General features: G+C 67.7%; 15 protein-coding genes. 8 read left to right on the top strand and 7 right to left on the bottom strand.

Translation table 11 applies throughout. The annotated features are described in order from the left end of the window. Window positions 1-88: 88 nt before the first annotated feature. Both IPU70_RS15130 and IPU70_RS15125 read left to right on the top strand, forming a co-directional pair. Window positions 89-997 carry an aldose 1-epimerase gene (locus tag IPU70_RS15130; protein WP_207468364.1) on the top strand — a complete coding sequence of 303 codons (909 nt, stop codon included), beginning with the start codon at window positions 89-91 and terminating at the stop codon, window positions 995-997. A 75-nt stretch (window positions 998-1,072) separates the two neighbouring features. Then, window positions 1,073-1,429 carry a hypothetical protein gene (locus IPU70_RS15125; RefSeq protein WP_013395204.1) on the top strand — a complete coding sequence of 119 codons (357 nt, stop codon included), beginning with the start codon at window positions 1,073-1,075 and terminating at the stop codon, window positions 1,427-1,429. Window positions 1,430-1,480: 51 nt separating this feature from the next. Here IPU70_RS15125 and IPU70_RS15120 read toward each other — a convergent pair whose 3' ends face one another. The 3 genes from IPU70_RS15120 to IPU70_RS15110 all read right to left on the bottom strand — a co-directional run bounded on the left by IPU70_RS15120 (window position 1,481) and on the right by IPU70_RS15110 (window position 3,702). Beyond that, window positions 1,481-1,714, bottom strand: a complete 234-nt coding sequence (locus IPU70_RS15120) for a hypothetical protein (RefSeq protein WP_013395203.1) — start codon at window positions 1,712-1,714, stop codon at window positions 1,481-1,483. Window positions 1,715-1,878: 164 nt separating this feature from the next. After that, window positions 1,879-2,892, bottom strand: coding sequence for a zinc-binding alcohol dehydrogenase family protein (locus IPU70_RS15115; RefSeq protein ID WP_207468363.1), 1,014 nt, complete (start codon window positions 2,890-2,892; stop codon window positions 1,879-1,881). Between the two features lie 15 nt (window positions 2,893-2,907). Continuing rightward, on the bottom strand, window positions 2,908-3,702 hold the full coding sequence (locus IPU70_RS15110; RefSeq protein WP_207468361.1) for an SDR family NAD(P)-dependent oxidoreductase: 795 nt from the start codon (window positions 3,700-3,702) through the stop codon (window positions 2,908-2,910). A 112-nt stretch (window positions 3,703-3,814) separates the two neighbouring features. On the opposite strand from IPU70_RS15110, the gene IPU70_RS15105 reads away from it, so the two are divergent. Further along, window positions 3,815-4,717, top strand: coding sequence for a LysR family transcriptional regulator (locus IPU70_RS15105; protein WP_207468359.1), 903 nt, complete (start codon window positions 3,815-3,817; stop codon window positions 4,715-4,717). A gap of 26 nt (window positions 4,718-4,743) precedes the next feature. Here the strand turns inward: IPU70_RS15105 and IPU70_RS15100 are convergent, their stop codons facing one another. Then, complete coding sequence (locus IPU70_RS15100; RefSeq protein ID WP_207468358.1) at window positions 4,744-5,250, bottom strand: DUF6496 domain-containing protein; 507 nt, start codon at window positions 5,248-5,250, stop codon at window positions 4,744-4,746. A 187-nt stretch (window positions 5,251-5,437) separates the two neighbouring features. Between IPU70_RS15100 and IPU70_RS15095 the strand changes: the two genes are divergently transcribed. Beyond that, the gene (locus IPU70_RS15095; protein ID WP_013395198.1) at window positions 5,438-5,653 is read left to right on the top strand and encodes a dodecin; all 216 of its coding nucleotides are present in this window, start codon (window positions 5,438-5,440) and stop codon (window positions 5,651-5,653) included. A gap of 851 nt (window positions 5,654-6,504) precedes the next feature. On the opposite strand, the gene IPU70_RS15090 is transcribed toward IPU70_RS15095, so the two are convergent. Beyond that, window positions 6,505-7,059, bottom strand: coding sequence for an NADPH-dependent FMN reductase (locus IPU70_RS15090; RefSeq protein WP_013395195.1), 555 nt, complete (start codon window positions 7,057-7,059; stop codon window positions 6,505-6,507). A gap of 326 nt (window positions 7,060-7,385) precedes the next feature. Here IPU70_RS15090 and IPU70_RS15085 point away from each other — a divergent pair, with 326 nt between their 5' ends. After that, window positions 7,386-7,925 carry an antibiotic biosynthesis monooxygenase gene (locus IPU70_RS15085; protein ID WP_207468356.1) on the top strand — a complete coding sequence of 180 codons (540 nt, stop codon included), beginning with the start codon at window positions 7,386-7,388 and terminating at the stop codon, window positions 7,923-7,925. Between the two features lie 37 nt (window positions 7,926-7,962). On the opposite strand, the gene IPU70_RS15080 is transcribed toward IPU70_RS15085, so the two are convergent. Next, window positions 7,963-8,670 (bottom strand): GntR family transcriptional regulator, encoded by a 708-nt coding sequence (locus IPU70_RS15080; protein WP_207468355.1) that lies wholly within the window; start codon window positions 8,668-8,670, stop codon window positions 7,963-7,965. Between the two features lie 365 nt (window positions 8,671-9,035). Here IPU70_RS15080 and IPU70_RS15075 point away from each other — a divergent pair, with 365 nt between their 5' ends. The 3 genes from IPU70_RS15075 to IPU70_RS15065 all read left to right on the top strand — a co-directional run bounded on the left by IPU70_RS15075 (window position 9,036) and on the right by IPU70_RS15065 (window position 12,110). Continuing rightward, window positions 9,036-9,947 carry a LysR family transcriptional regulator gene (locus IPU70_RS15075; RefSeq protein ID WP_207468353.1) on the top strand — a complete coding sequence of 304 codons (912 nt, stop codon included), beginning with the start codon at window positions 9,036-9,038 and terminating at the stop codon, window positions 9,945-9,947. Between the two features lie 126 nt (window positions 9,948-10,073). Next, on the top strand, window positions 10,074-10,745 hold the full coding sequence (locus IPU70_RS15070; RefSeq protein WP_207468352.1) for a DUF4286 family protein: 672 nt from the start codon (window positions 10,074-10,076) through the stop codon (window positions 10,743-10,745). 45 nt (window positions 10,746-10,790) lie between these two features. Then, window positions 10,791-12,110, top strand: a complete 1,320-nt coding sequence (locus tag IPU70_RS15065; RefSeq protein ID WP_207468350.1) for an MFS transporter — start codon at window positions 10,791-10,793, stop codon at window positions 12,108-12,110. A 56-nt stretch (window positions 12,111-12,166) separates the two neighbouring features. Here IPU70_RS15065 and IPU70_RS15060 read toward each other — a convergent pair whose 3' ends face one another. Continuing rightward, window positions 12,167-13,162 carry a D-2-hydroxyacid dehydrogenase gene (locus IPU70_RS15060; protein WP_207468349.1) on the bottom strand — a complete coding sequence of 332 codons (996 nt, stop codon included), beginning with the start codon at window positions 13,160-13,162 and terminating at the stop codon, window positions 12,167-12,169. Window positions 13,163-13,171 lie beyond the last annotated feature (9 nt).

The raw sequence follows: 13,171 nt of genomic DNA, 5'->3' as shown, positions 1-13,171 counted from the left end.
GGCGTCCGGCAGCCGCTTGCGCCCGCCAGTCCGGGGACGGCACAATCGCAGCGCGCGGCCCTGTTTCCGCCGCCGGAGTTTCTTCCCCATGCAGGTTTCATCCGTCCCGGCCACGCTCGACGCCAGCGAGCGCATCACGATCGCCAGCGGCCCGCACCAGGCCCAATTCGCGCCAGGCGGCGGCGGTCGCCTGACCCGGTTGTCCACCGGCGCGCACGACTGGATCGTGCCGCTGACCGACACGCAATGGCCCGCCGGCCGCTGGCCGCGGGCGGGCTCATACCCGCTGGCGCCGTACTCCAACCGCATCCGCGACGGCGTGTTCACCTTCAACGGCGCCAGGCACGCGTTGCAGTCCGTGCCCGGCCGGCCCCATGCGATCCATGGCGCGGGCCTGTATCAGGCGTGGAGCGTGCGCAGCCTGAGCGCGGACAGCGTCGACCTGGTGTTGGCGCAGCCCGCCGGCGTGTTGGGCTGGCCCTGGCCATTCGAATGCGTGCAGCGCTATCAGCTGGACGCGCGCGGCCTGAGCGTGGCGCTGGCCATCGTCAATCTGGGCGACACGCCCATGCCCTGCGGCCTGGGGCTGCATCCTTATTTCACGGCCGAGCGCGTCACGCTGCATGCGCGCCGCGAGTGGACGGCGGACGCGGAGGGACTGCCTGCCGGCAGCAAGGCCGTTCATGTGCGCGAACTGCGGCGCTCGGCCAGCGGCTGCGATACCTATCTGTCGCAGTGGGAGGGGCGGGCCACCCTGCATTGGCCCGATGGGCATCAGCTGTCGCTGCATGCCGATCCGGCCTTTGCGCACCTGGTGGTGTACACGGCGGCCGGCTCGGAGTTTCTGTGCGTGGAGCCGGTCACCAATGTGGCGGACGCGTTCAACCTGGCGGCGGGCGGCGAGGCGCGCACCGGCATGCGGGTGCTGGAACCGGGCGCGCGCTTCAGCGCGACCGCTTTGCTGGGCCTGGAGCCGCCCCGGCCGGCGTGTTCCTGATGGCTGCAAGCGGCGCTTGGAAAGCGCCGCTGCCTGCGGCGATAATCCGGGCAAACCAAGATCAGGAGTCCTCGAATGAAAAAGCTCAGCACCGAACAATTGCAGGCCGCGGCCGAGACCCTGCGCCGCGTGCAGGCAAGGCTGGCCCGCGCCGGCAACCTGCCGCTTGAGCCCACCCTCTACGCCTGCGCGCAAGGATTCCGCCGCAACGTGCCTGATTACCTGTGGTCCTGGTTGTCGGGCCTGCTGGCCCCGCACAAGAGCCTGGGTGCGTGGATGGATGCGCATCAGCCGGGCTGGCGCAGCGGCAAGACGCCCGCCGCGGTGGTTTACGCGCGCAGTGAAAACGGCTGGTTGGAGTGGCTGATCGCCGAGCTGGAGGCCGAGATCAACGATCCTCACGCCCGCGCCAAGCGGGAAGGGCGCGCCTGACGGCGTGCGCGCGAGGCGCCTGCGGTCCGGACCGCAGGCCGGCCCGCTGTCTCAGGCCCGCTCGGGACGCGAGCGGCGCAGCAGCAGGAACAGCAGTTCCAGCACGGCGGCCGCCAGCAGGGCGGCCAGCACCGAACCCAGCACCAGCGCGTCCCACAGGCGCGGGGGGCCTACGCGGAATTGGATGGTGTCGAAGACCAGCCCCGCCGTGATGCCGGCGACGATGACGGCCTTCCAGCCTTGCAGGGGCGCGAGCCTCAGCATCAGCAGGGTAAAGGCCACCATACCCCAGAGCAGGGGTTCAAGCGTCTGATTGAGAATGTGGTCGAGCAGAAGAGACTCCCGATGGCGTTGCGCATGCGGTTGCGCGCAGTCGAGTTTGTACTGCTTTCTGCTTGCAATTGCGAGATGCCCCGCCGCGGTTGGCGGCGAGGCATGGCGCGGGCTTCCTAGAAACCTTCCAGCACGATCTTCCCCTGCGCCTTGCCGCTTTCGATGAAGGCGTGGGCGCGGCGCAGGTTTCCGGCGTTGATCTTGCCGTAGTGCGCGCCCAGCGTGGTGCGCAATGTGCCTTCGTCGATCAGGCGCGCGGCCTGATTCAGCAGTTCGTGCTGCGCGATCATGTCGGGCGTGCCGTGCAGCGGGCGCGCGAACATGAACTCCCAATGCAGCGACGCCGACTTGGATTTGAGCAGACGCACGTCGATGGCGGCGGGATCGTCGATCAGGGCGATCTTGCCTTGCGGCGTAATCGCTTCGGCCATCTGCGCGAAGTGCTGGTCGGTCTGGGTCAGGCCGGCGATGTGGCTGACGTGCTGGAAGCCGATGCGCTTGAGTCCGGCGGTCAGTGGCTGGCTGTGGTCGATGACGTGATGCGCGCCCAGTTCGCGTACCCAGGCCTGCGTTTCCGGACGCGAGGCGGTGCCGATCACCGTCAGGCCGGTCAGCTGGCGCGCCAGCTGCACCAGGATGGACCCCACGCCGCCCGCGGCGCCGATGACCAGCAGGCTGCCCTGGCTGGGCGCGCCGTTGTCCAGCACGCGCAGCCGGTCGAACAGCAGTTCCCAGGCGGTGATGGTGGTGAGCGGCAGCGCCGCGGCCTGGGCGAAGTCCAGGCTGGCGGGCATGCGGCCGACGATGCGCTCGTCGACCGCATGCAGCTCGCTGTTGGCGCCGGGGCGGTTCAATGCGCCCGCATACCAGACGCGGTCGCCGGGCTTGAACAGGCTGGTCTTGGCGCCGACTGCGCGCACGATGCCGGCGGCGTCCCAGCCTATGACCTCGGGCTGGCCGTCCTGGGGCTTGCGCTTGGCGCGGATCTTCACGTCCACCGGATTGACCGAAATGGCGCGGACCTCGACCAGCAGGTCGCGCTCGCCGGGCACGGGGTCGGCAAGGGTGATGTCCTGCAGCGCCTCGGGGTGGTCGGCCGGCAGGTTCTTGAAGTAGGCGATGGCTTTCATGGGTTCAGGCCGTGATCAGATGATGGAGCGCACCACGCCGCCGTCCACGCGCAGCGCGGCGCCATTGGTGGCCGCGGCTTGAGTCGAGCAGGTGTAGACGACCATGTTGGCCACTTCTTCCACCGTGGCCAGACGCCGCAGCAGCGAAGTGGGGCGGTGCTGGGCGATGAAGTCGCGTTCCATCTGGTCTTGCGTCACGCCTTGCTCCTTGGCCATTTCGGCGAAGAAGTCCGACACGCCTTCCGAACGCGTGGGGCCGGGCAGCACGGCGTTGACGGTGACGCCGGTGCCGGCGGTCAATTCGGCCAGCCCGCGCGACACGCCCAGCAAGGCGGTCTTGCTGACGCCGTAGTGGATCATTTCCGCGGGGATCTGCACGCCGGATTCGCTGGAGATGAACACCATGCGGCCCCAGCCGGCGGCCAGCATGCGCGGCAGGTAATAGCGCGACAGGCGCACGCCGCTCATGACGTTGGTGTCCAGCATGTATTGCCAGTCGTCGTCCGTGATTTCGGTAAAGGACTTGGGCGCGAAGTAGCCGGCGTTGTTGACCAGGATGTCCACGTCGGGATGGGCGGCCGAGATCGCGGCCGCGCCGTCGGCGGTGGCGAGGTCGGCCTGCACGGTGCTCACGCGGGCAGCGGGAAACTGCTTGGCGAGCGAGGCCGCGGCCTGCGCCAGCTTGTCGGCGCTGCGGCCATGCAGCACGACTTCGGCGCCGGCCTCGGCCAGGCCCGCCGCGATGGCCAGGCCAATGCCGCCGGACGATCCGGTGACCAGGGCCTTCTTGCCGTTCAGTTCGATTTTCATGGGGTGACTCCTTGCGTGTTGGGGAATGGAGCCATGATTACCTAGTCCAGAGCGGCGAAAAAGCGGCTAGCATCGCACTCAGTTTCAATAATTTTTTGAAAATGAGGCCGGCATGGTGCGCTTCGAGGATCTGAGGATATTCATGGCGGCGGCGGACCAGGGCAGCTTTTCCGCCGCCGCGCGCGAACTGGACCTGACGCCCGCGGTCGCCAGCGCGGCGCTCAAGCGCCTGGAGCTGGCCCTGGAGGCGCGCCTGTTCGTGCGTTCGACGCGCAGCCTCAGGCTGACCAGCGACGGCGAACGCTATCTGGAGCATGCCCGCTCGGCGCTGTCGGCGCTGGAAGCGGGCCGGAATGCCGTGGCGCGTAACAAGACGGAGATCTCCGGCACTCTGTCCTTGTCGATTCCGTCCGACCTGGGGCGCCATGTGTTGCTGCCCTGGCTGGACGAGTTCCAGGAACGGCATCCGCGCGTCAACCTCCAGGTGCGCATCAGCGACCGCCTGGCCGACCTGTACCGGCAGCCGGTCGACCTGGCGGTGCGCTATGGCACGCCGAACGACTCCGGGCTGGTGGCGCTGCCGCTGTCCGAGCACAACCGCCGCGTCGTCTGCGCTTCGCCCGTCTATCTGGCGCGCCATGGCGTGCCGCAAGCGCCCGATGACCTGCGCCGCCACAACTGCCTGTCCTTCGTGCTGGGCGAAACCCTGCACGACCGCTGGGCCTTCAGGCATGAGGGCGCCGCGCTTACCGTCCCGGTCAAGGGCGACCGCGTGGGCGATGACGGCGAACTGGTGCGCCGCTGGGCGCTGGCCGGCCATGGCCTGGCCTACAAATCGCGTTATGACGTGCTGGCCGACCTGCGGGCGGGCCGGCTCATCGAAGTCCTGGCCGACTACACCGGCGAGCCCTCGCCGCTATATCTGCTGTGCGTGCACCGCATGCTGCTGTCGCCGGCGGTCAAGCGCCTGCGCGAGTTCCTGCACGAGCGCTTCAAGGCGTTCGAGGCCGGCTAGCCCGGCCTCACAGATCGCCTTCCGCCTCAATGCGCATGGCTGGCCCGCTGGTTCGCCGCGCGCGTGCGGGCGGCCTTCTTCGCGGCCGCGGAGCGGCCCGCGGCGCCCTTGGTGGCGGCAGCCTTCTTGGCCGCGGCCGAGCGGGCGGCGGCGCTGCGCTTGGATGCCGCGGCGCTGGCCTGCCGCGACAAGGCGGTGCGCGACGCGGGCTTGGTGCTTTCCTTCTTCAGGGCGGTGGTGGTGGCCTTGGCGCGTTTGGTGGACTTGGCATGTCCGTCATGGGCCGCATCGCTGTCCTGCTTGGCCTTGCGCTTGGTCGCGGCGCTGGCCTTCTTCGGCGTGGGCAGCGCCACGCCTGCGCGGCGCGCCTTGGACAGCCCGATCGCGATGGCCTGCTTGGTGGAGCGCACGCCGTGCTTGCCTTCGCGCACGTGTTCGATTTCCTCGCGCACGAATTCTCCGGCCTGCGTGGAAGGGGATTTTCCTTGGCGTTTGTCGCGCGCTGCTCGTTCCAGGGTTTTTCGTTCAGGCATGACGACACCTCCTTGCTTGCGTTGCGGGAACGCGCTCCGCCGCGCCGAGGCCGGTGCGACGGAACTCGTAACACCACTCTAGCGCCGTGGGCGTATGCTGTGTGTTCGAATGGATTGCCGGTCGTAAGCGCCGGAACACCGCCGCCAGACCGACGATGCACGACTCACCCCCAAGCGGAGACGAGCTATGTCGAATCATGTCTACAAGCAGATCGAACTGGTGGGCTCTTCCACCAAGTCCACCGACGATGCCATCGCCCAGGCCATCGCGCGCGCGTCCGAGACGCTGCGCAACCTGGATTGGTTTGAAGTCACCGAGGTGCGCGGCCACATCAAGGACGGCAAGGTGGCGCACTGGCAGGTCGGCTTGAAGATAGGCATGCGGCTGGAAGGGAACGAGTGAGTCCGCTTGCTGCTCCTTTCTTGAGCACGCCTTCCAAGTGATTGTCGGATAAGGGTTTTTTCAGCTTGTTATCCGACTGTGCAGAGGCTTGTCCACATTCGGTGGGGACAAGCCTGTCTCGCTTTGGTCTCCCGCTGTCCTCGATCATTGCGGCATCGTTGGGCCGAGGGAAGTGAGCGTTTCTTGAGCGGTCCCTTCAAGTGCTTGGCCTGTAAGGCTTTTTGTCGGCTACCCGCATACTGTCCTCAGGCTTATCCACATTTGCCGGGGACAACCGGGGCGCTTCGATACGGCGTTTGAGCCATTCTTGACCACCCCTTGCAGGCGCTTGATATGCAAGGGGATTTCCGACCTGCCCTCATACTGTCCTCATGCTTTTCCACAGAACGCGGGGACAAATCCACATTGCCGCACGGCTGCGGCGCAAGTCCGCCGGTTCATCCCGATTTCAGTGGATAAGTGGGCAAAAAATCATCCAAAAGGATGATTGCGCATTTTTTGATCGGCGCTTGCAAGTGATTGGCGGCACAAGGATTTTTCATTCTGCCCCAAGGCTGTCCTCAACCTTCTCCACAGATGGCGGGGATAAGTGTGAGCCGCAGTATGTGAGCCCCCACGCCGCACGCGCTGCGCTCGCTTGCTGCCCCCCGAGGGGGCTGGCCCGCCTTGGGGCGGCCCGGCGGCGGGCCGGCCCTCGAGCTGCGCTGGCTGCGCACAGTGGCTGCCGGATTCTCCGGTAATGCTCAATGAACCAAAAAAAAGCCCCCCGACGTATCGGGGGGCTGGATCGCCCGGAGGTAGACGGGCGATCTCTGCCGGCCGGGAGGAGCCCGCGCCGGCAGCGGCGGCGATCAGGCGTTGAACTTCTTGATCCAGTCCACGTAGCGGTCCACCCAGCCTTGCAGGAATTTGCGGGTGCCTTCGTTGGTGATGTTGTACTGGTCGTCGACCAGGCCTTCCGTGAACTGCAGGAAGACTTCCGGCGTGGTCAGGGCGTTGGCACCCTCGGCGGCCAGGATGTTGCGCAGGTGCTGCTGCATCAGCGCGGTGCCGGCGGCGCTGGGCGAGGTGCCGACGATGCCGACGGCCTTGCCGGTCCAGGAGTTCTGGCCCCAGGGACGCGAACCCCAGTCGATGGCGTTCTTGATGGCAGCCGGCACGGAGCGGTTGTGCTCGGGCGAAACGAACAGGATGCCCTGGGCGTCGGCGATCTGCTGCTTGAGCTTGGCGGCGGGGGCGGGCAGGTTGTTCTCGTTGTCCTGGTTATAGAGCGGCACGTCGCCCAGGCTCACGTATTCGAACTTGAAGTCCGCGGGCACCAGCTTTTCCAGCGCGCGGGCCAGCCGCAGGTTGAACGAGGCAGCGCGCAGGCTTCCGACGAAAACGGCAATCTTGTAGGTGCTCATGGGGCGCAGGCTCCAAGGGTTGGACGGGAATCTCAGTGTAGACCTGTACGCAGGCACGCTCAATCACGATCGCGGATATGGTTATTCAGGATCATGACGCCCTGATGTCGTCGCAGCCGTGGCCGCGAGAGGCACCAGCGTGGTGCGGAATGCGGGTGCTTCACCATAGTGGTGTGCCGCGCGGTGCACGATCTCGCGCGCCCCGACCCGGCCTCATGCCATGGCGCGGCGGCGGCGAGGGCAGGCAGTCCTGGCATGGCGCTTGCTAGGGTTAATACTGCATGAGTACCGCATAACAAGCTGCGCGCCGTCCCAGGAGTTCCGCCATGTCCAGTTCCGCCGTTTCCGCCCCGATCACCTTGTTGGTCACCCGGCACATCACCCCCGAACGCTATGGCGATTTTCTGTCCTGGATGCGCCAGGGCGAAATCCTCGCCGCAGGCTTTCCGGGCTTTCTCGGCTCGGGCGTGCTGCAGCCGCCGGAGGGCGGAGACCAATACCAGATCGTGCTGCGCTTTGCCGACGCGGCCAGCCTCGGCCGCTGGGAAAACTCGCTGCCGCGCCGCATGTGGCTGGAGCGCGGCGCGGCGCTGGTGCGCGCCAGCCATGAGCGCCGCGTCAGCGGCACGGACGATTGGTTCGCGCCCAGGACCAGCGCGCCGCCGCGTTGGAAACAGGCCGTCAGCATCTGGCTGGCCTATTTTCCGGTGCTGCTGGCGTTTTCCATTCTGGCCAGCGAACCGCTGAGTCTCCTGCCAGTATTCTGGCGCGTGCTGATCACCAGCGTGGCCCTGACGCCCGTCATGGTGTACCTCTGCATGCCCCTGGTGTTTCGCCTGCTGCATCGCTGGCTGCGCGCGGACTGAAGCGCGGTCCGCGCGAACCGTTTGCTTGGGGCTGACGTCAGGCCGCGCGCGCGCCGCGGGCAGTATGCAGGCGGTGCAGCGTGATCTCGCGCGCCGCGGCCTGACTGCCCTGGATATGCGCGTGCAGCAGCGCCACCGCGCGCGGCGCGTCGCCGGCCAGGGTGGCTTCGAGTATGGCTGCGTGTGCTGCGTAGACTTGGCCGACGCCTTCGGGCAGGGTGAATTCCAAGCGCTGCACGAGGCGGAGGCGTTCGGTGGCGGCGCGATGCACGCGTGCGATCTCCGGGTTGCCTGCGGCGGCGACCAGATCGATGTGGAAGCGCTCGTCCAGATCCGCCAGCCGCTCGCGGTCGCTGGAGCGCTCGCTTTCGTCGATCAGCCAGAGGTCGGCCAACGGGCGCAGCGCGCGCTGCCGCCCAGTGGCGCTGGCGGACACGCACAGCGCCTGCACGGCGGCCGCTTCCAGCACGCTGCGCAGCTCGTAGAAATGGTCCAGCGTGTTGAAGTCCAGCGGCTTGACCAGCCAGCCGTTACGCTGCCGCACCTCCAGATAGCCTTCCCGTTCCAGGCGGAACAGGGCCTCGCGCACCGGCGTGCGGCTGACCTGGAGGCGGTCGGCGATTTCGGTTTCGGTAAAGCGGTCGCCCGGCGCCAGCCGGAAGTCCAGAATGTCCCGCTTCAGCGCGCCGTATGCGGTATCGGCCAGCGTGCGCGGAATGTCGATGATGGCGAAGGCGGTTCCCATGTGATGGCCTCGGATCGGTGGTTCAAAGAGCGCGGGCAGCGTTGCAGGCGGCGGACGGGTTGCGGCGGATCATGCGGGACTCCTGGTGTGCGGGGGGATAGTGGCGCTGGTCGACCAGCTGGCATACCAGGTATCAAGCAAGAGCCGTGCCAACTGCTGGTCCTGCGGCCCGCGCCTGGGAGCGGAGCGGGCGGGCCCCGCGCTGGTGCCGCGCCTGCGTCACTTTGATGCACGACGCACCATGGCAGCGGATGCGGCGCGGTCCGTACCGCGTCTGGTCTTATGGCGGTAGCATGTGGACGGATCGGAGCTTGCCGCTCCGGGGTTCTGAACCCTTGCGCGATGCCTTGCCGCGTCGTACCGAGATGAATACGCGTTTTGTCGAAGCCTTTCTGTGGTCGGCGCGCCTGGGCAGTTTCCGGGCGGCAAGCGACCGCCTGCACATCACCCAGGCCGCCGTGGCCAACCGCATCGCCTCGCTGGAAGAAGACATAGGCGCGCGCCTGTTCGAGCGCGATGCCAAGGAACTCAGGCTGACCGCCACCGGCACCCGGTTGCTGGACTACGGCGAGCGGCTGCTGGAGATCCGCCAGCAGATCCTGTCGCTGGGCAAGGGCGGCGACGAGGTCTTCGGCCTGGTGCGCATCGGCGCCATCGAGACCGTGGTGCATACCTGGCTGATAGGCTTCCTGACCAATCTGCGCTCCACCTATCCGGGCATCGAAGTGCAGCTCACTTCCGAGACCACGCGGGCCCTGCACCGTGGCCTGCGCGAAGGCGCGCTGGATATCGCATTGCAGACGGACCTGCTGAACGACAGCGGCATCATCAGCACCGCCTGCCTGCCCATGGAGATGGGCTGGGTCGGGCCGGCCGGCGACGAGGAAGCGCTGACCACGCAGCAGTTGCTGAGCGAGCCGGTGCTGACCATGAGTCCGGGATCGCAGCCGCACGAAGCGCTCAAGGCCCTGTACCGCGAAGTCGGCATGCCGCAGGGCAAGGTGCATTGCGTCAGTTCGATCTCCGCGCTGGCGCGGCTGGTGCGCAGCGGCTTCGGCCGCGCGCTGGTGCCGCTGCCGCCCATCTACGAGTACGTGGCGCGCGGCGAAGTGCAGATCATCCGCTGCGACATCCCGGTGCCGCCGCAACTGCTGGTAGTGAGCTATCTGGAAAGCGCCGGGTCGGATGCGATCCGGCTGGTGGCCGAACTCGCCAGCCGCGCTTCGGACCAGTTCACTTCCTCGGTCATTGCGCCGCGATTGGGCTCGGCGCAATAGTGTTATCCCTAGGGCGTCTTTCAGTAATTCTGTTGCCGCGCAGAAAAATTACTCGTTTGTCCGCCGCCAGCCGGCCGGCTGAAGATGGAGCCTTCCGCAATCGAAGGAATTTCCTGTCTTCCGCCCATGAGCACGCACACCGAATCCTCTCTCCCGCCTCACGGCCTGCTGGTCGTCGCCACTGACGCCGACCCCGCCCACGAGGCGGATTTCAACCGCTGGTACGACCGCGAGCACGTGGAAGAGCGCGTGCGCATCCCCGGCTTCCTGTCGGGCGCGCGCTACCTGTCGCGGCAGGGGGGGCGCAAGTACCTGGGCCTGTACCGCACCGAATCGCTGGCGGCCTTCACCACGTCCGACTACCGCGCGGCGTTCGAGCGCCAGACCGCATGGTCGGTGACCAACCTGGACCGGATGCGCGATCCCATGCGCCGCGTCTGCGCCGTGCGGGCCGTGACCGGCTTCGGCTCCGGCAGCGAACTCGTGGTCCTGCCGCTGCCGGCGACTGGCGACGGCGAGGCGCAGGTCGTCCGGGCCAGCGCGCTGGGCGCCCAGCTGGCAGAGGCCGACGGCTTCGTGCAGTCCTATCTGCTGGTGCCGGATGCGGCGCTCAGCACGCCCCTGCCGCGCGAGTCCACCGAAAACCGCGTGCTGGCGCCCCTGTTCGTGGTGGAGGCGAGCTCCGCGGCGGCCGCCCATGCCTTGCGCGACCAGGCCTGCAGCGCCTTCGATACCGATCCGTCCGGCGCCTGGCTGCTGGAACTGGGCTGGAAGCTGACGGCTGCCGACCTGCGCTAAGCCCGTCGCGGCCTGGCAGCAAACATCATATTCAAGGGGAACCCCATGGCTGAAGAAACCCTGTACGACGCCGCGGCGATCAAGACCGCGGCGGCGCCCAACAAGATGCGCAGGCTGGCTCTGGCCAGTTCGGTCGGCACCACGCTGGAGTGGTACGACTTCACCATTTACAACCTGATGGCGGCGCTGGTATTCAACGCCATCTTCTTTCCGTCCTTCGACCCGCTGACGGGCACCATCCTGGCGTTTTCGACCTATGCCGTGGGCTATGTGTCGCGGCCGCTGGGCGGCTTTGTCTTCGGGCATCTGGGCGACCGGCTGGGGCGCAAGTTCGTCCTGGTCGCCACCCTGGTCATCATGGGCATTTCCACCGGCCTGATGGGGCTGTTGCCGACCTATGCGTCCTGGGGCGTGTGGGCGCCGGTGGCGCTGGTGGCCTTGCGCTTCGTGCAGGGCGTGGCTCTGGGCGGTGAATGGGCGGGCGCGGTGCTGCTGTCGATGGAGCACGGCACGCCGGACCAGCGCGGACGCAACGCCTCGTTCACGCAGATCGGACCGTCCTGCGGCACCTTGATAGGCACGGGCTTCATCGCAGTGATCTCGGCCTTCCTCAGCCCCGAGGACTTCCAGGCCTGGGGCTGGCGCGTGCCGTTCGTCTCCAGCGTGGCGCTGGTGCTGTTCGGCCTGTGGCTGCGCCGCGGCGTGGAGGAAACGCCTGTGTTCCTGGAAATGGAGCAGAAGCGCGAAACTGCCGCTACCCCCATCAAGGAAGTGCTGGTGCAGTACTGGCGCCAGTTGCTGATCGCCGGCGGTTCGCGCATCGGTTCCGACGTGCTCTATGCGCTGGTGGTGGTGTTCACGCTGACCTACGTGACGACGGTACTGCACTTGTCGCGGCCGATGGCTCTGACTGCCACCATGCTGGGCGCCGCGCTGAACGCGCTTGCGGTGCCGCTGTGCGGGCATCTGTCCGACAAGATCGGCCGACGTCCGGTGTACCTGGCGGGCGCGGTGCTGGGCATGATCTGGGCCTTTGTCTTCTTCGTGCTGATGGATACCGCGCATCCCATCGCCATCTGCGCGGCGGTGGTGGTGGGCCTGCTGATCCACGCGCTGATGTACGGCCCGCAGGCCGCATTCGTCACCGAGCAGTTTCCGGGCCGCGTGCGCTATGCGGGGTCTTCGCTGGCGTACACGCTGGCCGGCATCGTGGGCGGCGGGTTCGCGCCGCTGATCATCGCCAGCCTGTTCAAGTCCTGGAACTCGACCTTTGCGATCTCGCTGTACGTGGCGGCCGCATTGGCGGTGACGGCGGTGGCGGTGCTGGCCGCAAGGGAAACGGCCAAGTCTCCCTTGCAGCGCTGAGGCTCCTGTGAAAGGCTGTCGCCGTCCGGACTTGCGTCCGGGCGGCGACAGGCCATTCAGGCAATGCTGCGATGGGCCAGCGGCTCGCCTGCGAGCCAGCGATTGAAGTTGTCGACGAACAGGGCGCGCACGCGCGCGGCATTGCCGTCCGAGAACCCGGCGCTGTGCGGCGTGACGATGACGTTGGGCAGTCCCCACAGCGCCGAATCCGGCGGCAGCGGTTCATGCTGGAACACATCCAGGAAGGCGCCGCCCAGGCGCCGGGCGCTCAGCGCCGCGATCAGTTCAGGTTCGTCGATCACGTGGCCGCGGGCCACGTTGACCACCATGGCGTGGGCGGGCAGCGCGGCGAGCGCGTCGCGGCCGACCAGGTTGCGCGTGACGGGCGTGAGCGGGCAGGCCAGCACCAGCCAGTCGGCAGCGGGCAGCAGGGACGGCAGGTCGCTGTAGCTCACGGTATGGCGGGCCTGCGGCACGGACGCGCCGCTATGGCGCGCGACCGATATTTCCAGCCCGAGCGCGCCCAGCAGCGCGCCGATGCGCTGGCCTATGCCGCCCCAGCCCACCACCACGGCATGCTGGCCGGCCAAATCCCGGGGCGTGCGCGCATCCAGCAGCGGACGCCAGGCGCGGTCGCGCTGGTCGGAGGCCAGTAGTGGCAGGCGGCGCGCGAGCGCCAGCACGCCCGCGATGGCGCTCTGCGCGACGACCGGATCGCTGGCGCCTTGCGAGGTGGTGACCGCCACGCCGCGAGCGTGCAGGCTCAGGTAGATCTCGCGATCGGCGCCGGCCGAGTGCACATGCACCCAGCGCAGCGCCGGCGCGTGCCGCATCGCCTCGTAATACAGCGCCGTGGATGGCTGGATCTCGAACTTGGTCGAATGGCCCGTGATGTCGCGCGAGACGAAGGCGGCCTCGGCAGTCATGGGCTGGCCCGCCACCGGGTGGACCAGCCCATAGCGGCCGGCGGCCGGCGTACGGTCCAGCGCCAGGCGCAGCGACGGGGCTTCGGCCGGCGAGCACAGGATGCGGATGTCGGAACCTTGCGTCATGGCACCGGC

It is taken from the genome of Achromobacter sp. SD115 (assembly GCF_017355315.1).
In the GTDB taxonomy this organism is placed as follows: Bacteria; Pseudomonadota; Gammaproteobacteria; order Burkholderiales; family Burkholderiaceae_B; genus Achromobacter; species Achromobacter xylosoxidans_B.
The sequence above is the reverse complement of the archived record's forward strand: the minus strand, read 5'-3'. Positions and strand labels throughout refer to the sequence as shown.